Annotated in this window: 18 protein-coding genes; 12 read left to right on the top strand and 6 right to left on the bottom strand. The window is 41.5% G+C overall.

The features are described 5' to 3' along the window. The first annotated feature begins 480 nt into the window (after positions 1 to 480). The gene (locus tag PGP85_RS15965; protein ID WP_034709481.1) at positions 481 to 1,974 is read left to right on the top strand and encodes a helix-turn-helix domain-containing protein; all 1,494 of its coding nucleotides are present in this window, start codon (positions 481 to 483) and stop codon (positions 1,972 to 1,974) included. A gap of 108 nt (positions 1,975 to 2,082) precedes the next feature. Here PGP85_RS15965 and PGP85_RS15960 read toward each other — a convergent pair whose 3' ends face one another. After that, a complete protein-coding gene (locus PGP85_RS15960; RefSeq protein WP_010740993.1) occupies positions 2,083 to 2,280 on the bottom strand; it encodes a hypothetical protein in 198 nt (65 codons plus the stop codon). Between the two features lie 124 nt (positions 2,281 to 2,404). After that, on the bottom strand, positions 2,405 to 3,001 hold the full coding sequence (locus PGP85_RS15955) for a hypothetical protein (protein WP_010740992.1): 597 nt from the start codon (positions 2,999 to 3,001) through the stop codon (positions 2,405 to 2,407). A 216-nt stretch (positions 3,002 to 3,217) separates the two neighbouring features. Between PGP85_RS15955 and PGP85_RS15950 the strand changes: the two genes are divergently transcribed. From PGP85_RS15950 to PGP85_RS15930, 5 genes are all read left to right on the top strand, one after another. Beyond that, positions 3,218 to 4,024 carry a Cof-type HAD-IIB family hydrolase gene (locus PGP85_RS15950; protein ID WP_010740991.1) on the top strand — a complete coding sequence of 269 codons (807 nt, stop codon included), beginning with the start codon at positions 3,218 to 3,220 and terminating at the stop codon, positions 4,022 to 4,024. A gap of 171 nt (positions 4,025 to 4,195) precedes the next feature. Further along, positions 4,196 to 4,972: a TatD family hydrolase gene (locus PGP85_RS15945; RefSeq protein WP_010740990.1), complete on the top strand. Its 777-nt coding sequence runs from the start codon at positions 4,196 to 4,198 to the stop codon at positions 4,970 to 4,972. Then, positions 4,965 to 5,528, top strand: a complete 564-nt coding sequence (gene rnmV / locus PGP85_RS15940) for a ribonuclease M5 (protein ID WP_010740989.1) — start codon at positions 4,965 to 4,967, stop codon at positions 5,526 to 5,528. Before PGP85_RS15945 ends, rnmV begins: the two co-directional genes overlap by 8 nt. Then, the gene (rsmA, locus tag PGP85_RS15935) at positions 5,525 to 6,403 is read left to right on the top strand and encodes a 16S rRNA (adenine(1518)-N(6)/adenine(1519)-N(6))-dimethyltransferase RsmA (RefSeq protein WP_270328414.1); all 879 of its coding nucleotides are present in this window, start codon (positions 5,525 to 5,527) and stop codon (positions 6,401 to 6,403) included. The genes rnmV and rsmA overlap by 4 nt, the downstream gene beginning before the upstream one ends. A gap of 111 nt (positions 6,404 to 6,514) precedes the next feature. Next, positions 6,515 to 7,669 (top strand): DUF3089 domain-containing protein, encoded by a 1,155-nt coding sequence (locus PGP85_RS15930; protein ID WP_270328413.1) that lies wholly within the window; start codon positions 6,515 to 6,517, stop codon positions 7,667 to 7,669. Between the two features lie 118 nt (positions 7,670 to 7,787). Here PGP85_RS15930 and PGP85_RS15925 read toward each other — a convergent pair whose 3' ends face one another. Beyond that, positions 7,788 to 8,606, bottom strand: coding sequence for a MurR/RpiR family transcriptional regulator (locus PGP85_RS15925; protein WP_010740980.1), 819 nt, complete (start codon positions 8,604 to 8,606; stop codon positions 7,788 to 7,790). A gap of 146 nt (positions 8,607 to 8,752) precedes the next feature. Between PGP85_RS15925 and PGP85_RS15920 the strand changes: the two genes are divergently transcribed. The 3 genes from PGP85_RS15920 to PGP85_RS15910 all read left to right on the top strand — a co-directional run bounded on the left by PGP85_RS15920 (position 8,753) and on the right by PGP85_RS15910 (position 11,495). Further along, positions 8,753 to 9,442, top strand: a complete 690-nt coding sequence (locus PGP85_RS15920; protein ID WP_270328412.1) for an N-acetylmannosamine-6-phosphate 2-epimerase — start codon at positions 8,753 to 8,755, stop codon at positions 9,440 to 9,442. Positions 9,443 to 9,504: 62 nt separating this feature from the next. After that, complete coding sequence (locus PGP85_RS15915) at positions 9,505 to 11,007, top strand: PTS transporter subunit EIIC (protein ID WP_251867699.1); 1,503 nt, start codon at positions 9,505 to 9,507, stop codon at positions 11,005 to 11,007. A gap of 23 nt (positions 11,008 to 11,030) precedes the next feature. Next, positions 11,031 to 11,495, top strand: coding sequence for a PTS sugar transporter subunit IIA (locus tag PGP85_RS15910; protein WP_010740977.1), 465 nt, complete (start codon positions 11,031 to 11,033; stop codon positions 11,493 to 11,495). A gap of 106 nt (positions 11,496 to 11,601) precedes the next feature. Here PGP85_RS15910 and PGP85_RS15905 read toward each other — a convergent pair whose 3' ends face one another. Genes PGP85_RS15905 through PGP85_RS15895 form a run of 3 tightly spaced genes read right to left on the bottom strand, consistent with a single transcriptional unit; the run spans position 11,602 to position 14,587 of the window. After that, the gene (locus tag PGP85_RS15905) at positions 11,602 to 12,702 is read right to left on the bottom strand and encodes an SIS domain-containing protein (RefSeq protein ID WP_270328411.1); all 1,101 of its coding nucleotides are present in this window, start codon (positions 12,700 to 12,702) and stop codon (positions 11,602 to 11,604) included. A 19-nt stretch (positions 12,703 to 12,721) separates the two neighbouring features. Beyond that, entirely contained in the window at positions 12,722 to 13,528 is an 807-nt protein-coding gene (locus PGP85_RS15900) for a Cof-type HAD-IIB family hydrolase (protein WP_090403267.1), read from the bottom strand. After that, on the bottom strand, positions 13,529 to 14,587 hold the full coding sequence (locus PGP85_RS15895; RefSeq protein ID WP_090403265.1) for a LacI family DNA-binding transcriptional regulator: 1,059 nt from the start codon (positions 14,585 to 14,587) through the stop codon (positions 13,529 to 13,531). Positions 14,588 to 14,769: 182 nt separating this feature from the next. Here PGP85_RS15895 and PGP85_RS15890 point away from each other — a divergent pair, with 182 nt between their 5' ends. The 3 genes from PGP85_RS15890 to PGP85_RS15880 are packed head-to-tail and all read left to right on the top strand — an operon-like array spanning position 14,770 to position 19,421. Beyond that, positions 14,770 to 15,732 (top strand): ROK family protein, encoded by a 963-nt coding sequence (locus PGP85_RS15890; RefSeq protein WP_270328410.1) that lies wholly within the window; start codon positions 14,770 to 14,772, stop codon positions 15,730 to 15,732. Next, a complete protein-coding gene (locus PGP85_RS15885; RefSeq protein WP_270328409.1) occupies positions 15,725 to 18,106 on the top strand; it encodes a glycoside hydrolase family 9 protein in 2,382 nt (793 codons plus the stop codon). The genes PGP85_RS15890 and PGP85_RS15885 overlap by 8 nt, the downstream gene beginning before the upstream one ends. A gap of 4 nt (positions 18,107 to 18,110) precedes the next feature. Then, on the top strand, positions 18,111 to 19,421 hold the full coding sequence (locus PGP85_RS15880) for a PTS sugar transporter subunit IIC (protein WP_270328408.1): 1,311 nt from the start codon (positions 18,111 to 18,113) through the stop codon (positions 19,419 to 19,421). The last annotated feature ends 131 nt before the right edge of the window (positions 19,422 to 19,552 follow it).

The raw sequence follows: 19,552 nt of genomic DNA, 5'->3' as shown, positions 1-19,552 counted from the left end.
AAAGAAAAAGTCTTTATTTTTATTCATTTAAGTTCAAAAATTCCAATAATTCAAACGAAACAAAAAATATTTAACTATTAGTTTCTAAAAAAATTTATTTTTATTTTAAAAAGTGAATTAAATAACTGAAGGAGATCGTTATGGAATTTATTTTTAAGGATTATGTTGGGGTAAAATAACGATTGTGAATTTTTGGGAGACAAAAGCAGAGAAGTCTTATATCAGTTACCATGATTATATAGTAAGTCAACGGATAAACCGAAGCGATAATCAGCAAGAATTTGATTTGTTGCTCGGCTTTTTCTTTTATCAGAATAAAAAGGGAGGGATAGACACTATTTTAATTGCCCCAAAAGGATTTAGTGAGAGACGATTCAGTACGAGACAAAAGGGGTTTTGGTTCGTACAAAGATGACTTCTAGTTCCTTAGAGTCAATTGTTGGTGGGTTAAGCTTAGGAGTTAGTGAAGAGGGTGAAGATATGAATTTTAGAGATATTTTAGGGGTGAGCAATCTTCGACATTTGCGTCTAGTTGAATTACTTTATGCCTGTCGAACCGGTCTATCGAGTGACCAATTACTAGAGGAGTTAGAATGCTCGCTATCTGTTTTACTTAAAGATGTTAAGCTGATTAATAGTCAGCAGGATGCTTTTCGCATCATGAAATACAAAGGACTTTATCAATTACAAATCAAATCGCATGTCAGTATCAATCGTTTATACGCGGATACGATTCAGCAATCTCCGGAATTTCAAATTATCGAAGAGCTGCTTTATGAAGAATGCGAAAACATTATTGATTTGTCGAAAAAACTCTTTTTGAGTCCTTCAAAAACGCAGCGAAACCTTAAAAAAATTGAGAGTATTTTGCTGAAAACCGGGATCACATTACAGTACCGTCCATTGCGATTGGAAGGAAACGAAAGTGTGATTCGCCATATGTATTATCGTTATTTCATAGAGAAGTCGGATCGTTTGGATTCATTATATCGTGATTTGAAAGAATTCCAGATCAAGGCCATCACAGATTTGGTGAATCAATTCATCCAAGTGAATAAACTTGAGGACAACTACATTTCCCGTAAACGATTAGGGTATAACATGTACATTAGTCTGTGGCGGATCAAAAATGGCCATTACTATCCAAAATCCGAGTTAAGCAGTGATTTGATGTTGCCGGAAAGACAAATTCTGGATGCGTTCAAACGAATGGCGTTGGAAGTTTTTCGCGTGAAGCTGTCTTCGGATAAGATCAAAGATTGCCTCTGGTTGTCCTATGCCGATATAGTGATAGCCAGCAAGAGCCAGCTGCATAGTGCCTTACGAAAAGAAGGTGAGTACGCGGATTATTATTATCGCCATTTAGAATTGGTGGAGGATTTTGATAGTCTCTTGAATTTTTCGTTGGGGAATGACAAGAAACAGGAATTGGCAGTTGTATTGATGAATGAGCATCGGATTTATGAGCCGGATGGACAGTTGATCGATATTTTGTTCCGTCAACGTAAAATCTTTTTAGAAAAATTGTCGGAGACCCACGATCAAGCAGTTAAAAAAGTGAAAAAGATTGTTGATCACTTTGTTAGACGTTATCAATTTTATCAAGATCAGGACTTTGTTTGGAATTATGTCTATATCTTGATCACAATGGTTCCTCAAAGCTTAACGCTTTTGGCTAGTTGCGACCGGCCGTTGAAGTTGCTGCTGTTGTCCGAGCTGTCGCCAACAGAAGAATTTTTCCTAGGCAATCAAATCGAAAATCAAATCTACGGGAATTTTGAAGTTCATTATGTAGAGAAGAAACTGAGTAATGTGAATATCAATCGTTCAGAATTGGAAAAATATGATGCGCTGATTACGTCCAGCAGTGTGGAAGAAGTACCGGAGGAGTATCCGACTGTTGTGATCGATCCATTCTTAACGAATCAGGATGTTTATCAGCTGCAGCAGCTCATCAGTAAGCTAGCAGGTTGAAAGGGACCGGTTCGGCCCCATAGAGAGCGGATCGTAGATGATCACAGGATTCTTAGAAAAAAGGACAGCAAGGAAATCGAATGATTTTCTTGCTGTCCTTTTTGTAGTTTAAATAAGCCTTGAAGTTTTGACATAGATCTTCGTTTCTTGAGGATAACGGTGGGGATCATGTGTTAGCTGATCTAAAATTTTATAGGCTTGTGTGAAATTCTTTGCATCGAACTTATCAAAGAATTGCCGACCTAATTTCTCAAATTCCTTAGCCAACCGCTCTTCGTTGGTTGGAAGCTCATATTTTGCGATCATGTCAGTCCCCCCTTTAATAGAATGGCTCAAATTACGGTAGGTGTATGCTTTTATTTTAACATGTTTCTTAGATTCAAAAAAAGGTCGTTAAAGAAGGAAACACCTTCTTTTAACGACCTTTTTATTAGCGCTTGATTCTAGTTGGTTGTGCCGTAGTCCGAAACGGTTTCTTGAAGCGCTTAGGTAATACGAGTGAGATTAATTCAAACGGTGTTGCTAACACGGTCCAAGCCACTTGCCGGGCGCTTGGATGGAAGTAGTACACCTGCATCAAAACAAAATGCAATAGCAATAGTCCTGGCAATAATTCAAGACCGATCTGCCATGCCGCATCCCAATGAGTGAAGTAACGTAGCAAGCTCAACCCTAACGGATACAAGTAAAATAGTGAGGTGACGATATTCACACGCCAGCTTTTCGTTAATAAACGAATATTAAATAAGAAGAAAAGTGCTGAAAGAACGATCCCAATTGGCGGAAAGAAACTGACCAACAATGAATAAATCGCACCGAAAAGTAAGATCCCCGGTCCTTTGATCAAAGCAGCGACAAGGATCAAAATCCCAATCAACAATAACTGTTGTTTAATCGTTGCGATACATAAAATAGCGAATAGGACTAATGTTGCCCAATGCCAAAAACTGCTTAAGGGCTCTTTGTCTGGATAGCGTTGTTTTAAATAGCGGGCAGCATTCGGAAAATCTTGTTGAAAATTAGGCATAAAATTCACCTCTTTCTAAATAATGGATATACTTTTCTGTCGTATATCATTCCTCAACAATTAGTATAGAGAGAAAATTTAGCTGGAGCATCCGACTTTCGGCGGATTTTCATAGGGATTTAGACCTAGTTTTCATCAAAATTCGCTTGACCTGAAATGCGTCCCATAGTTTATGGTACTCTTGTGGGGACGAATAAGAAGAAGGAGATGAGGCAAATGACTATCAAAATGATTGCGGTAGATATGGATGGAACATTTTTAGATGATCAGAAAGAATATAATCGGGAAAGATTCGAAAAAATCTTCCATCAAATAAAAGAAAAGGACATCAAATTTGTTGTTGCCAGCGGAAATCAATATGATCAATTAAAAAGCTTTTTTCCCGAGCTGCACAAAGAAATGTCCTTCGTTTCTGAAAATGGAGCAAACATTATCGTTGAAGGCAATGATTACTATAACGCGCAACTGCCGATAGAAAAAGTGATGAAGGTTTTGACAGGGCTCGAGGCGCTTGAACCGACAGTCACTGTGGTGTGTGGCAAAAAGAGTGCTTATGTTTCACAAGAGATGCCTGAAGAGGTATTCAACAATGTGCAGTTCTATTATCCGAGCAATAAAAAACTCGATAGGCTGGAAGAGATTGCGGCGGAAGAGGACGAGATATTCAAATTTGCTCTGACATTTCCAAATACCGGGATCGAAGCCAAATTGGCCGCTTTAACAGATATTTTAGCTGGAGAAATGATTCCCGTTTCCAGTGGGCATGGGGATATTGATTTAATCATTCCGGGAGTTCATAAAGCATTTGGTTTAGCAAAATTAAGCGACAAATGGGGAATCAATCCGGCTGAAATAGCAGCCTTCGGCGATAGCGGTAATGATATCGAGATGCTGAAATATGCTGGGGAAAGTTTTGCTGTAGACAATGCGCAGGAAAAAGTAAAACAGGCTTCCAATGAAATCATCGGATCGAACAACCAAGAGAGTGTCTTGGATAAAATCGAGCTTTTATTGAAATCGTAGAAGGGAAAAGGACATTTAGGCGATCTTAGCTTTAATGTTCTTTTTGTTGTATTAGATTTTCGTTTGTTTGCAGGCAGTGTGTTAAAATAAATTGATTCTAGCTGAACTCGGAAATTGAGCGGATTTTCCAAGATAGATAGTTAAAATGATTTTGATTTAGGAGGACTACAAATGATATTTGATTCTCATACGCATTTGAATGCAGAGCAATTTGAAAACGAAATTCCAGAAACGGTCGAACGAGCACGAGAACTGGGCGTGACAGAGATGGCGGTCGTCGGGTTCGATACGCCAACGATTGAAAAGAGTTTGGAATTAAACCAACAGTATGAAGGAATTTATTCCATCATCGGCTGGCACCCCACAGAGGCGGGAAGCTACACAAAAGAAATTGAAGCGGATTTGATCAAAAAATTGACCTTGCCGAAAGTGGTAGCGTTAGGCGAGATCGGATTGGACTATTATTGGATGGAAGATCCGAAAGAGGTTCAGGATAAAGTGTTCCGTCGGCAAATCGCAATCGCTAAAGAGATGAACTTGCCAATTAGCATTCATACACGTGACGCGATGGAAGATACCTACAAGATTCTGAAAGAGGAAGATATTCGCGATATTGGCGGTATCATGCACAGTTTCAGCGGCAGCGGCGAATGGGCAAAACGTTTCTTAGATTTAGGGATGCATGTCTCGTTCTCAGGCGTCGTGACTTTCAAGAAGGCATTGGATGTGCAAGAGGCTGCGACCATCGTGCCAATAGATAAATTATTAGTCGAAACGGATGCACCGTATTTAGCGCCGATGCCGTATCGCGGCAAACGCAACGAACCGGGCTATACTCGCTATGTCGTTGAAAAAATTGCAGAATTACGGAATTTGCCAATGGAAGAAGTGGCACAGCAAACAACAGAAAACGCCCATCGTTTGTTTAGGATTAATGCCCATGACTAAAGAAAAAATCGAAGAGATCATCGTCGTTGAAGGCAAAGATGATACCAAACGGTTGAAGGAAGTTTTTGACGTAGACACGATCGAAACACGGGGATCAGCTATCAATGAAGCGATCCTAGAACAAATTGAACATGCACAAGAAACACGTGGTGTGATCGTCTTTACCGATCCTGATTTTTCTGGTGAAAAGATTCGTAAGACGATCATGGAGGCAATTCCGGATGCACAACATGCTTTTTTATCGAGAAGAATGGCGGCACCGCAAAAACGCGGCGCTAGTCTTGGGGTAGAGCATGCCAGTGATGAAGCGATTATTGACGCCTTGCATAAAGTTGTGACGCCAGCGGAGAATGATGATCCAAAAATAGCTAGACAAACGCTGTTGGATTATGGTTTAATAGCGGGAGCTCAAGCCCGTGAACGCCGTGAACGGCTGGGTGATGAACTGAAGATTGGTTATACGAATGCCAAACAATTGGAGAAACGTTTAACGATGTTTCGAATCACCGAAGCACAACTGCATGAGGCAATGAGGAAAGTAGAGGAAACTTTGTGAACAAAGATATAGCAACACCTTCGAGAACCCGAGAAATCCTGCAAAAACATGGATTCTCTTTCAAGAAGAGTCTTGGTCAGAACTTTTTAACTGAACCAAATATTTTGAATAAAATCGTCGCTACTGCTGAGATTGATGAGCACACTAACGTGATTGAAGTCGGTCCAGGGATTGGCGCATTGACGGAACATCTGGCGCGCGCGGCCCATCAAGTATTGGCTTTTGAGATCGATGATCGATTGATTCCAGTTCTAGCTGATACATTGAGCCCTTATGATAATATCAAAGTCGTGCATAACGACATTTTGAAAGTTGATTTAACGAAGGAAACAGCATATTTTGATCAAGCTGGTCCGATCAAAGTTGTAGCGAATTTGCCATATTACATCACGACACCGATTATGATGCATATTTTAGAATCTGACCTTGCTGTTGATGAGCTGGTGGTCATGATGCAGCGGGAAGTAGCAGATCGGATTTCAGCTAAGCCGGGAACAAAGGCTTATGGATCATTATCGATCGCCGTACAATATTACATGGAAGCAACGACTGCTTTTATCGTGCCGAAGACGGTATTTATTCCGCAGCCGAATGTAGATTCTGCGATTTTACGTCTCGTTCGCCGAGAAACGCCAGCGGTCGAAGTAACGAATGAGAAGGAATTTTTCAAATTGACTAAATCCGCCTTCATTTTACGACGTAAAACATTGTGGAACAATCTATTAAATAGTTATGGCAAAGATGAGGCCAAGAGAGCTTGGCTAGAAACCAGTTTGCAGCAGGCTGAGATTGATCCAAAACGTCGTGGTGAAACCCTTTCGTTAGAAGAATTCGCCCGTTTGTCTAATGCGTTGGAAGCAAATAAACAAGGATAAAAAGGGCTTCGGCTCTTTTTGTTTTTTCATTAAATCCCAACGAAATTTGTCAATTAAAACTCAACTCCCCTATAATAGAAAGGGACATAAATTTTTTACTTGGAGGATACGATGAAAAAATTCCTAATTGGATTAGTCATTATAGCTGTGTTAGGTACTGGCGGGTATTACGCCTATACAACCTTTTTCAGCAAAGAGGATACACCGAAACAAGAAACACGTAAAACTACGATCAAGAAAGCAAAAGAGCCTGAAAAATCTGGCGAGACGATCAAAGCCAGCGATTACAGCGATTCCGGCAATTGGTTGGCGAAACCAACAGAAATCACTAGCCAAGCGGATGTCTTCATGCTTTATCCAACAGCCTATGCACAAAAGGATAAAAATTCATCACCTGTAGCGAAAATCGATAATGCGACGATGCGTGCAGGGGCGCAAGTATTCCTAGCGACTCAGGGATCGGCCTTCGATACTAGCGGAAATATTTTCGCTCCATATTATCGTCAATTAGATGCAAATTGGCTGTACTCAAAATCAAAAGCAGAACAGAATGAATATGTGGATGGTATTCCAAAGGCTGATGTTTACGCGGCTTTCGACTATTACATTAAGCATGAAAATAATAATCGTCCCTTTATCTTAGTGGGGCATTCCCAAGGGGCGCGCATGATCAAAGCTATTATGTATGATTATTTCAAAAATAATCCTGGTGTCAGCGACCGCATGATCGCGGCGTATGTACTTGGACAATCAGTGACACAGCAAGAAATGAACGACAATCCGCAAGTGAAATTTGCAACGGGCCCAGATGATACTGGTGTAGTTGTTTCATATAATACGGTCTCTCCTGATTTTACTGGAGAATTGCCAACATGGGATGAAGGTGCATTAGCCATCAACCCAATCAACTGGAAAACGGATGGGACGCCTGCGACCGCAGCAGAAAACTTAGGTTCTTATGTACGAAATGACAGCGGAGATTACTCGAAAGAAATGAATCTTGCTGATGCGACCGTCGATGGAACAAGAGGTTTAGTTGTTTCTTCAACCGTGGATAAAGCAAAATACGAAATGCCGGAAAGTACGCGCAAACTTTATCCAGCTGGATCTTACTTAAATAATGATATCAGCTTCTATTATTACAACCTGCAGCAAAATGCAGAAAACCGCGAAGCGCAATACTTTGCGACGCATCCGCAGCCAGCGGCTGATCCGAACCAACAAGGTACACAAACCTCAGATGCGGCTCAACAGCCTGCACAATAATATTTTGAAACTGTCTATCGATTAGAATAGACAGTTTTTTTTAGTTAGAACGGTTAAATCAATCGAAAAAAGAACCGCTCACCCTCGAAATACATTTCTGGGGTGAGCGGTTCTTTTGCTAATCCAAACTTTTATCCAAAATAGAGCGTAAAACAGTTTCTCTTAATTCAATAGAATTTACATTATTTTCAATTTCGTATCGCTGAACAAGCAAGTCGCACAGGTACAATTGAGAGATTTTTCCTGCCAAGGAAGCACCGTCTAGGAACTCTTCAATGGCGGTTTGCAGCACAATATCGGCTAGTTGCGCGATTGGTGATAGCTGATAATTTGTAATAGCAATTACCTTGGCCTTATTTTTCTTTGCGATATCCATTGAATCATAGGTATCTTTGGTTCTGCCTGATAATGAAAATCCGATAACCAAATCTTTTTCTGTTAACAAAGAGGCAATCTGTGCTTGAAAATGTGGATCGATCACTGCACGAGATTGAACACCAACACGCAGCAGCATAGCTTCGAGATCATTGCCGGTATTGCCGCTGGAGCCTACACCAAAGATGTAGATTTGATTAGCATTTGTGATCAATTGGACCGCCTGTTGAAGTTTTTCGCTATCCAGACGCTGATTCGTCGTTTTTAACGCATTGTTGATCGTTTTCGTCCGTTTATCAAAAAGGTCGGATTCCTGCGAGTCTTCCTGCTGTTTGCTGAAATCCTCTTTGGCGATCGCGATTTTCAAATCAGAAAAACCTGAGAAACCAATTTTTTGGCAAAAGCGAATAATGGTTCCGTCGCCGACCTTCGTCGCTTCTCTAATGTCGCTCATGGTACTGTGCACGATTTTTTCACCGCTGGACAAAATGTAGTCAGCGATTTTTTTTTCTGATTTTGTCAGAGTTGAGTAGTTTTCTTGGATCGTATAAGTAATAGCCATTCTTTCTCCTTTAGTCAATGCATTGTCAATTCAAATTATACGTCAAAAAAACTTTTTTTTCATTTTCTATTTACATTTGTGAAAGCGCATGCTATATTTTTGGAGTAATAATCCAAAAATATTTATGAATGGAGTGAAAATGGAGCGTGAATAAAAAAGAGTTTTTGTGCGCTGTTTCAGGCGGCTTAATTGTTTCTTGCCAAGCGTTGCCAGGCGAACCGTTATATACAATGGAAGGAGGGATCATGCCTTTAATGGCGCTAGCAGCAAAAGAAGCGGGTGCGGTTGGCATTCGTGCCAATACAGTGAGAGACATTCTGCAAATTAAAGAAAAGGTTGATTTACCTATCATAGGAATCATCAAGCAGACGTATCCTGAGTCGGATGTGTTTATCACGGCAACAATGAAAGAAGTCGATGCATTGATGGAAACCGGCGTCGAGGTTATTGCGCTAGATTGTACTTTGCGTCAACGTCCGGATAATCAGTCAGTCAATCAATTTATCAAACAAATCAAAGAAAAATACCCAGAGCAATTATTTATGGCTGATATCGCGACTTTTGACGAGGGAATCAATGCTTGGCAAGCCGGAATGGACTTTGTAGGGACGACTTTGAGGGGCTACACCAAAGCAGATGCAACATCGAATGCTGAGTTGGTAAAGGCTTTGGTGGATGAAGGCGTATCGGTTATTGCCGAAGGACAAATTCATACACCGGCAGAGGCCAGAAAAATACAGGATCTAGGAGCTGTAGGAGTTGTTGTCGGTGGAGCAATTACACGACCTAAAGAGATTGCGGAACGCTTTATTCAAGCGTTGAAGGAAGAAAGTTAGTCACTTTTTTATCAATTCACTCAGTTGGAAAGTCATACATGTAAATTAAGGAGGAGAATAGAATGTTTAAAAAGTTTTCACAGTTAGGGCGAGCGTTTATGCTGCCAATCGCTATTTTGCCGGCGGCCGGATTGCTGTTGGGGTTAGGCGGGGCACTGACGAACGAAAGTGCAGTAGCTGCTTATCCATTTTTAAATCAACCGTGGCTGCAAACGATTCTTAGCGTCATGAGTTTTGCCGGGAATGCTGTTTTTGCTAATCTAGCATTGATTTTCGCGATCGGTATCGCAGTTGGTTTGGCCAAAGGAGATAAAGGGACAGCAGGTTTAGCTGGGGGTGTCGCATTTCTAGTCTATACAGCTACAATCAGCGGGTTATTGGAACTGTTCTCTGCTAAAGACGCTAGTATCGACACTGGTGTAGTCGGTTCAATCGTCATTGGGGGAACCGTTGCTTTCTTGCATAACCGCTATCGGAAAATCGAGCTTCCACAATTTTTAGGATTTTTTGGCGGATCACGTTTTATTCCGATCGTTTCTTCATTTAGCGCAATTGCGATTGGCTGTGTCTTCTATCTGATTTGGCCGCCGATTCAAAATGGCTTGGTCGTGGTTGGTCATCAAGTGGCACAAATGGGGAGTATCGGTTCATTCTTTTATGGCTTCTTGCTTCGGTTGACGGGGGCAGTCGGATTGCATCATACGATCTATCCAATGTTTTGGTACACATCGTTAGGTGGAGTGGAAACGGTTGCTGGCCATTCGATTTCCGGCGCACAAAATATTTTCTTTGCGCAATTAGCGGATTCTAGTCATACTGGCTTATTCACTTATGGAACGCGTTTCTTCGCTGGACGATTTGCAACAATGATGTTTGGGCTGCCGGCCGCATGTTATGCGATGTACCGAGCGATTCCCAAAGAAAACCGCAAGAAAAATGGCGGACTATATTTTAGTGGTGCGTTGACTTCTTTCTTAACTGGGATCACCGAACCGATTGAGTATATGTTCTTATTTGTGGCTCCATGGTTGTACGTGATTCATGCTTTTCTTGATGGGCTGTCATTCTATTTTGCCGATATCTTAAATATCCGCATCGGTAACTCGTTTTCTGGCGGATTGATCGACTTCTTGCTATTCGGTGTTTTACAAGGAAACGATAAAACGAACTGGATAAAAGTGATTCCATTTGGGATTGCCTGGGCACTTATTTACTTTTTTGTATTCAGTTTCTTTATTAAAAAATTCCGTGTAGCTATACCAGGAATGGAAAATGATGAAGACGTCTTAAATGAGGTCGATCATTCGGGTTCAAGTACCTTGCAAGAAGAAGCGTGGCAAATCATTGAAGCGTTAGGCGGAGATGAAAATATTGAAACGGTCACCGCCTGTGCGACACGATTGAGAGTTGCGGTGAAGCAAGGGGATCAAATTCAGAAACCGGTCTTTAAAAGGTTAGGCGCGACCGCTGTTTTTGAAGTTCAAGGCGGGATTCAAGCCGTATTTGGCGGAAAAGCAGATTTGTATAGTCAAGAAATCAATCAATTATTGGGACGCGATGATTGATACGAAGGATTGGAGAATGAAAAATGTTTGATTTGTTCAAAAAGAAAACGACGGATGCTTTCTTTGTACCTGTTGATGGCCAGTTCGTGCCTTTAAGCGAAGTGGCTGATCCTGTATTTTCGCAAAAAATGATGGGAGAAGGCTACGGCATTCAACCGACATCCACAGAAATCTACTCACCAGTCAAAGGTGTGGTGACGACCATTTTTCAAACGAAGCATGCGATTGGGCTGACAGGACATTCGGGGACAGAAGTTTTGATCCACATTGGATTAGACACTGTGGAACTTGCAGGTAAACCTTTTGAAGTTCATGTTCACGAGGGACAAAAGGTTGATGAAAAAACGCTGCTGGTGACAGCAGATTTTGAACAGATTCGAACTGCTGGTAAAGCAGACGTTGTCTTAACCTTATTAACAAACGGTGGAGAAAGCTTTGATTCACTAGAGAAGAAGTCGTTGAAGCACGGCGAGTTGCTAAAAAAATAAAATTAAACCGCTCAACTTAAGAAAACTTCTTAAGGTTGAGCGGTTTTTTATAGCTAAATGACTGGTAATAAAATTAGGGTTTTACCAATCAAATAGGGGGCTGAGATTAAACGTAATCTTGAACGGCCGTCTTACTTTTGACTGCTTGAGAGAAATCAGTAAAGATCCGATTCGTGATATCAATGCCTTTTTCGCGGGAAATATACCAGCAAAAGACTTGAAAAGGAACGATTGCCAAATATGGTGCTTTGAACTCATCTGGGCAATTTCCGAAAGCTAGTGTATTCTCATCCTCTGCTTCATTTGACCGTAGGGAAATAGTGAAGACATGCTGAGTATGCTTTTGTTCGTAAGCTTTCAATAGTCTCGCTTTTTCAATGATCTCAGGTTTTGCCGGAGTCTCAATGAAAAATAAACGATGCTCAGAGTTAAGCTCTAGGTAAGGCCCGTGCATGAAGGCTTCTAATTCAACGCCTGTTGAAGGGACGCGAATGGTCTCAGAAAATTTGGTTTCCATTTCTTTGGCAGTTCCAACCGCTGGTCCATAGGCGATCGAAGTAAATCGCTGAGCCAATTGAAAGTCTTTCCGATGACTCTCGAAGAATGTCGTTGATTGTTCAATCACGTGATTAAAACGACTAGTCAATTCTAGAAACTCTTTCAGCTCATCAGTTTCTTGTTGAGAAGTGATCAGTCCTTTTTTCACTCCGATTCTTAAACCTAATAACATCAAAGCCAAAACGGTTGCAGAAAAGCCGACTGTTACATAACCAACCCGTTCACGACCTGAAAGGATATCTAATGTAGAAGTTGTGACTTTAGTGATCTCACTGTTTGGAATACTTGTAACCGCCATAGTGTGGACGGCATGATGGTTGGTGATCTTGTCCATTGCTTCAATAGTCGATGTGCTTTGTCCACTTTGCGAAATTCCTAAAACGACCTGAAGCTGCGGATCAATTTTTTCGTAGTGAGTGAAATTATAAGGCTCTTCAATCGCCAATTTTATATTTGCCATTTTTTCAATATAGTATTTGGCGCTTTTCGCGGCGTTGATACTGGAACCTGTGCCTAAAACGAGCCAGTTTTCATTATCCAAGCTCAGTCCATTAATAGCAGCATCGATATTCGTGGGGTAAGCATTGATCGCGGCCGTTAATATTTCTTGTTCTTCTAAAATGTATGACAACATTGTAGGTTTAGACATCGTTTAGTCTCCTTTATATTTAGTAAAAGTAATCCAGCAGAAATTTGGCGATGCCATCTTCTACATTGGTTTTCGTGATAAATTTCGCGTGACGTTTCAGTTCGTCGACCGCATTGCCCATCGCAACACTGACACCTGAAGCCTGCAGCATTTCCAAATCGTTTAAGCCATCCCCAAAACTGATAATGTTTTTTTGCGGGACTGCCAGATTTTTTCGGACAGCTTGGATCGCGGTAGCTTTGTTGACCCCTAAAGGAATCAGTTCGATATTATTCGGGTGAGATGAGGAGACGGACAAGAGCTGACTTTCTTCCAAAATTTTCCGGACGATCTCAAGCTCTGCCTCCCGATCATCTGCAATGATTATCCCATTAATGATGCGAGGACTGACCGCCATCAAAGTTTCCAATGAATCAATAAATAGAAAATCTTCTTCAGTGTTGCCGATCCGCGATTGATCATTTTTTTGCAGATAACTCGGAAGCTGCTGAGTATAAAAAATCGTATGCTCACCGAAGAAAAACATCGGCAATCGATGTTCGGTCATTGTTTGATAGACGAACTGAAGAGCTTCATCTGATAATCGATTCTTATGGAGTGTCTCATTGATCGAATACACGCTGCCATTTGAAGCAATCACTTGAGTCTGCTCATTCAATCGTTTGGCAATTTCACTTGCTGAAGAGTATTTTCTGCCAGTAGCGACATAAAATTGGTGGCCGGCTTGCTGCAGCTCGCTGACGACCGACTTCGTTCGAGCCGAAATCTGTTGATCTTTAGTAACGAGAGTGCCATCGATATCCATAAAAATTAAGTGTTTATCCATCTATTTTTGTATCCTTCCAATACCGCAGGATTCCCGAATAATCAATTCTGGTGAATGAATTTCTAAAGTATCCAACGGTTCTTCATTAATCATTTTCAAAAGATTGGTAACAGCCAATTTACCAAGAAACTGGTTATGCTGATTGATGGTCGTAATTCTAGGAATCTGATAATCGCCGTCAGGAAAAGCATCGCAGCTGGCGATTGCGATATCTTTTGGACAGGATAGACCATGATCGGCTAAGGCACGGAAAGCACCTAGAGCTACTCGGTCATTGATCGCTAATACCGCATCGGGAAGTGGACCTTGTTTGATGAGTGTATCCATATTTTGATAGCCATCTTCTGTATAAAAATCACTTAGAAGGATCAGTGACGGATCAAAGGTACTGTACAAGGAGATCACTTTCTCGAAAGCTTGAACTCTTTGCGTCGTGATTTTGACGCTAGGCTCCCCACCGATAAAACCAATGCTTCGGTGACCAAGAGCTAGTAGATGTTGCACAGAAAGAAAGACACCTTTTTCTAAATCCCGTTCGATAAAGACGCAGCTGCAGTTTGCTTGCTTTTGTCCAATAATCAGGACAGGTACTTGGCTGTTCAGCTGTTCAAGTGTATGCAGATATTCTGGGTTTGGTTCATCTCGATCGATTTCTCCCCCGAGAATCAGTACGCCATCGACCTTTTTCTCAAAAATCGTATTGAAGGTATCTCGTTCAGCGAAACTGCTGTCTGCTTTTTTTTGACGTCCAGCAGTCATAGTATTAAAAAGTAAAAGGGAATAGTTTTGTTCAAAACTAGCCAGCTCGATTTCAGAAACCAATGAAGTAAAGTAGGGGTTGGTGATATCCGAAACAACTACTGCAAGGGTTTTCGTTTTATTGGAGATCATGCCGCGAGCCAGCATACTTGGTTGGAAACCTTCTTTTTCAATCACTGCTTGAACTTTGGCCCTTTTAGCAGGTGAAACGGAAGGGTGATTATTCAAAACGCGGGAAACTGTCGAAACAGACACACCGCTTTCTTTTGCAATTTCTTTAATTGTTATTGTCTTTTTCATGAGAGAGCGCCTCCTAGAAATTAGTTTAGGGGAGGAGTGAAAAAAAAGCAAGATATTTTTGGTAACGTTTCTAAATGTTAAAAAAACTGTTGACAGCAAGAATACTCACAGGGTATTATGACTCTTGAAAACGGAAACATATTATTTCTATTTGGTAACGTTACCAGAATTTGAGGTGTAGAATGACACAAACGGTTTTAGCAGTTGATCTAGGTGGAACCAAGATATTAGTTGGTGAGGTCACGCCTGCTGGGGAGATTCTCGCGAGTGAGAAATACCCATCAACAGTAGTCGATCAGCGAAGTGCAGCAGAAAAAATAAAAACAGCAATTAGAAGTTACTTACAACAGCATGTCATTCATGGCGATTTAATCGGAATCGGTATTTGTGTCGTAGGTCGGGTAAATACGGAGCAAGGAGAATGGCTGGAGATTCATCCGAGTCTTTCTGATCCGATCTTTTTAGCTGAGGAAATCACCCAAGCTTTTCAGCTTCCGTGCTGGCTTACAAATGATGTATCCGGAGCGGCTTTAGCAGAAAGTATCTTAGGCATCGGTCAGGAAACAGGAAACTTTGTGTATATCAATATTGGAACAGGCATTGCTGCCCGTGTGGTCGCTGATAATCATGTGATCAAGGGTGGAAATTTTAATGCTGGCGAGGTAGGTCATATGGTCGTGGACATGATGAGCGATGATCTTTGCAGTTGCGGCAGAAAAGGCTGTGTTGAACTGTTTTCTTCGGGTTTGGGCATGCATAACCAGACTGTGAAGTTTGCCTCAGAATACCCGGATACGATTTTAACGATCGAAGAGGACAGACGTGTAAGCTTTCAAGAGCTGATCACAGCCTACGAAGCAAATGATCCGCTAGCTAAAAAAGTTGTGGATCAATCATTGCGCGCGGTGGCGGCATTAACGATGAATTTGATTCGAGTAAGCGATCCAGAAGCAGTCATTTTTGGCGGCGGTGTAATGAATGACGGCTGGTTTTTGAATCATTTGGTAACGTTTCTAAATGCGAAAACGATCCGCTTTGTAACGAAAGGTATGCGTGTGACGGCACTTGACCCGAATGAAGTGGCCCTAAAAGGCGCTGCAACATTAGCATTTATTATGGAGAAAGGAGTGAAAACTTATGCATGATTTTAAACAAGCGGTAAAAGCGACAGGCTATATTCATCGACCGTTGCCATTGGACAATGATCGTTCATTTGAAAAACAGCAATTAGAAAAAGAAGTGATAATGAGCCGTCGACGGTTGACTAACAGCTTTGAAAATTGGCAGCATCGCGGACGAGGTGAGATCAAAAAAACAGAGGAAACCGTCACTTTGTTGAGTGCTGCTCGTTATGATACTTGGCCTGAAGGTGCACCAGAGGATGGAGACTATGTTAATTTCGGTGAGGTCGGGGCGTATCTACCAATTCAAAAGGAAGACTGGACAGAATTTACTCAAATCAAGCTGGATGTCTCGGCTGACTGTCTCAATGCGGTTAATCCGAATATCACGATCACATTGGAAAATGACGGGGAGATCAAAATTCCGGATATCTATAATCGTGAAGGAACGCATGTCATTAATTTAGAAGGACAGGAACAGCACACTTATGTCTTGGACATCAGTAATTTGCCAAGAGACGTGGTAACCGGCATTCGTATTTTTAGCGGAGCAAATGGTTCTTATATGAATTTGAAAGGCCGGCTCAGCTATACTATCAGCAAACTATTTTTAGAGAAAAATCTGCACAGTACCTCTGCTAAGGGGTGGCAAGTACCAAGTAAGGAAATCATTTTTTCACATATCGGCTATCATCCCGATTATTCCAAAACAGCAATTATCAACCACGAAGATTTTACAGCGACAACTTTTGAATTAAAAAGGGCCGATCAAGTTGTATTTCAAGCAGAAATTCAAGAAATATCAACCGTAAATGGCACCTTTGGGCTGTTGGATTTTTCAGCTATCACTGAGCCAGGCTGCTATTATTTGCAAATTGATGATATTAAAACGCCAGATTTCCAGATCGGAAAAGTTTCGACCCTAAAATCCGATTCAATTTGGAAGTCGTTGAACTTTATTTTCTGTGAACGCTGCGGTTGTCCGGTCCATGGAATTCATGGAACGTGCCATGAAGACTTAACCGTGGAATATAAAGGTTCGTTAGTCAGTTTTAATGGTGGTTGGCATGATGCGGGCGACCTTTCACAGCAATTAGTTCAAACAGCCGAGGTGACCAGCAGTTTATTTGAAACAGCGGAAACGGTTAAGAATCAGCCGGATCTGTATCTGCGGTTAATTGAAGAGGGCGAGTGGGGAATTGATTTTATCTTGAAGACGCGTCTGGATGAAGGAGATCGGGTGACTAGCGCCGGTATTACTCGCTGGACTGACAATCGTATCGGCACGATGGATGATGCCGTACCACGAATTCATAACAGTCCTTATGACAATTTCTTGATCACGGGACTTTTGGCGAAGATCGTCAAATCCTTACCGCAAGATTACGCGATGAAAGCACAGTTGATGCAAGTAGTAAAAGAAGATTATCACTACGCTTTGGTTGGATTTAAAAAAACAGAATTTAAGCATGAGCCGATTTTCTGGGAGCATACCTATAATACGTCAAAGAGTACTTTCTTAGCGACGATGGCATGGACGGCAGCTCTAATGTATCAGTTGACGGAAGAGGAAGATTATCGAGAACAGATGACGGAATGGTTTGATGGATTACTTTCTTGCCAAGAACAAGCCGGACTTGAATTATCAGATGGCACACTTCTTAAAGGGATGTTTTATCGGGATGAAACGCATAAGGTCCTTCAGCATTTCAATCATCAAGCTCGGGAACATTTGTATGCTTTAGCTTTTGAAGAGGTTTTGGCGGCTTCGCCAAAGCATGAAAAAGGCGATGAGTGGCTTATCCAGGCAAATAACTACGCCGATTATTTGGACTATTTGGGTCAATTTACCGATCCATATCCAATGTATGCCAGCGGAATTTATCACGAAGACGAATGGCAGGATAAAGAAAGTTTCTATAAACAGCATTTATTAGTAGATGACGAAGCAGAAACGAGTTATCAGGAGCAGTTAAAACAGGGGATAAAAGTTGGTGAAGGATTATATATCAAACGTTTCCCTGTATGGTTCTCTTTCCGCGGCAATAATGGCATCTTACTTTCGATGGGAAAAAGCGCCGCTGTGATGGGACGCATACTGGATCGCCGAACACTGCTGGACAAAGCTCATCAACAACTCCAATGGATGGTCGGGAAAAATCCGTTTGGACAATCTATGATCTATGGCGAAGGATACAATTATCCGCAGCAATACTCGGTTTCTTCTGGAGAAATCACAGGTGAGATGCCTGTTGGGATGCAGACATTTGGCAACGAGGATCAACCTTACTGGCCTCAGTTCAATAATGCGACGTATAAAGAAGTGTGGGTTGGTGTTGCAGGCAAGTGGTTGTCATTAGTAGCTGATTTAATTAAATCTGAAAATAAGGGAGATTAAAACAATGATGAAAGATGGCACATTCAACAAAGAGGCTTTAGGAGAAAAAGTAGCTTATTATGCGAACAAGCTGGCTAGTAATCGTTTTATTGCCGCGATTCGAGACGCGTTTGCCAGTACCATTCCGATCACCATCACCGCCGCATTCTTTTTGTTGATAAACAATGTTTTGCTGACAGAAAAGACGGGACTTTTGCGTGGGATTCCAGGTCGTGCAATAATCTCTGAGATTTGTGTCCAAGCTTACAATGGTACTTTAGGAATTTTAGGATTGATGGTCACGTTCTTAATCGGGTTACGCTTGGCTCGTTCTTATGATGCCGATGGCGCGCTTGAAGGAATTGTTGCACTAGCTTCTTATGTCGTATTAGTTCCTAATGTGATCAATATAACGGGGGCCAACGGACAAACCTTTGAAACTGCGGGAGCATTAACACAAACTTATACCAGCGCTTCAGCAATGCTATTAGGAATCATTGCCGCGCTAGTGAGTGTACCGATGGTGGTAAAATTGACGAATAATTCACGGTTGAAGATCAAAATGCCAGACAGTGTTCCGCCAGCAATCGCGAAATCTTTCAATAGCTTAATCCCGACCGTGTTAACGATCAGCGTATTTGCAATCGTTGAAGTTGGCTTGCGTACAGCGACTGGGTTGACGATTCCAGAAATCATTATCAATATTTTGCAGGCGCCATTAGTTGGCGGCTTCCAGACATTGCCGGGTATTTTATTGTATGTATTCTTATCAACCTTTGTCTTTATCTTTGGTATTCATGGTGCCTTTGTCTTTGGTGCGATCTCAGGCCCAATTCTTTTAACTTCTTTGCAGCAAAATGTAGAAGCAATCAATGCAGGTTCTGCTGCACCCAATATCGTGACCCAACCATTCTTAGATGCGTATGTCTATATGGGCGGTGGCGGAACGATGATCTGTTTAGTGATTGCCTTACTGATTTTTTCAAAACGGGAAGATCAGCGTATGATCGCAAAATTGGGTGGGGTTTCAAACTTGTTCAATATTAGTGAACCGATTATGTTCGGCTTGCCGATCGTCTTCAATCCAGTTTATGCGATCCCATTCTGTATCGTGCCAATGGTTTCAACAATGTTGGCCTATCTTGCAACAAGTCTGCAATTGGTGAACCCAACTTACATTTTGATTCCTTGGGTAACCCCACCAGTGCTTTCAGGCTATTTGGCAACTGCGGGCGATATCCGAGCGGCGATTCTACAGCTAGTGATTATCGTGGCGGGTGTATTCATCTACATGCCATTCGTCTTGATTTCAAATAAGATGGAAGAAAGCATCTAGCAAAGAGCGTAACAGAATTGATTTCTGTTACGCTCTTCTTTTTGAAAAAATAAAACTGATGAATAGTAAAAGTATTCCACTGAAAAACAAGACGAGTTTAGAAGTCATATCTTTTTCACTCAAGGTAAAGA

It is taken from the genome of Enterococcus malodoratus (genome assembly GCF_027659535.1).
In the GTDB taxonomy this organism is placed as follows: domain Bacteria; phylum Bacillota; class Bacilli; order Lactobacillales; family Enterococcaceae; genus Enterococcus_A; species Enterococcus_A malodoratus.
Note: the sequence above shows the minus strand (reverse complement) of the source record. Positions and strands in the feature narration are given on the sequence as shown.

Bases quoted from the DNA above. Each gene is read 5' to 3' on its own strand.
- PGP85_RS15965 (WP_034709481.1), top strand. From the start codon at position 481: ATGAATTTTAGAGATATTTTAGGGGTGAGCAATCTTCGACATTTGCGT.
- PGP85_RS15960 (WP_010740993.1), bottom strand. From the start codon at position 2,280: ATGATCGCAAAATATGAGCTTCCAACCAACGAAGAGCGGTTGGCTAAG.
- PGP85_RS15955 (WP_010740992.1), bottom strand. From the start codon at position 3,001: ATGCCTAATTTTCAACAAGATTTTCCGAATGCTGCCCGCTATTTAAAA.
- PGP85_RS15950 (WP_010740991.1), top strand. From the start codon at position 3,218: ATGACTATCAAAATGATTGCGGTAGATATGGATGGAACATTTTTAGAT.
- PGP85_RS15945 (WP_010740990.1), top strand. From the start codon at position 4,196: ATGATATTTGATTCTCATACGCATTTGAATGCAGAGCAATTTGAAAAC.
- rnmV (WP_010740989.1), top strand. From the start codon at position 4,965: ATGACTAAAGAAAAAATCGAAGAGATCATCGTCGTTGAAGGCAAAGAT.
- PGP85_RS15930 (WP_270328413.1), top strand. From the start codon at position 6,515: ATGAAAAAATTCCTAATTGGATTAGTCATTATAGCTGTGTTAGGTACT.
- PGP85_RS15925 (WP_010740980.1), bottom strand. From the start codon at position 8,606: ATGGCTATTACTTATACGATCCAAGAAAACTACTCAACTCTGACAAAA.
- PGP85_RS15915 (WP_251867699.1), top strand. From the start codon at position 9,505: ATGTTTAAAAAGTTTTCACAGTTAGGGCGAGCGTTTATGCTGCCAATC.
- PGP85_RS15910 (WP_010740977.1), top strand. From the start codon at position 11,031: ATGTTTGATTTGTTCAAAAAGAAAACGACGGATGCTTTCTTTGTACCT.
- PGP85_RS15905 (WP_270328411.1), bottom strand. From the start codon at position 12,702: ATGTCTAAACCTACAATGTTGTCATACATTTTAGAAGAACAAGAAATA.
- PGP85_RS15900 (WP_090403267.1), bottom strand. From the start codon at position 13,528: ATGGATAAACACTTAATTTTTATGGATATCGATGGCACTCTCGTTACT.
- PGP85_RS15895 (WP_090403265.1), bottom strand. From the start codon at position 14,587: ATGAAAAAGACAATAACAATTAAAGAAATTGCAAAAGAAAGCGGTGTG.
- PGP85_RS15890 (WP_270328410.1), top strand. From the start codon at position 14,770: ATGACACAAACGGTTTTAGCAGTTGATCTAGGTGGAACCAAGATATTA.
- PGP85_RS15885 (WP_270328409.1), top strand. From the start codon at position 15,725: ATGCATGATTTTAAACAAGCGGTAAAAGCGACAGGCTATATTCATCGA.
- PGP85_RS15880 (WP_270328408.1), top strand. From the start codon at position 18,111: ATGATGAAAGATGGCACATTCAACAAAGAGGCTTTAGGAGAAAAAGTA.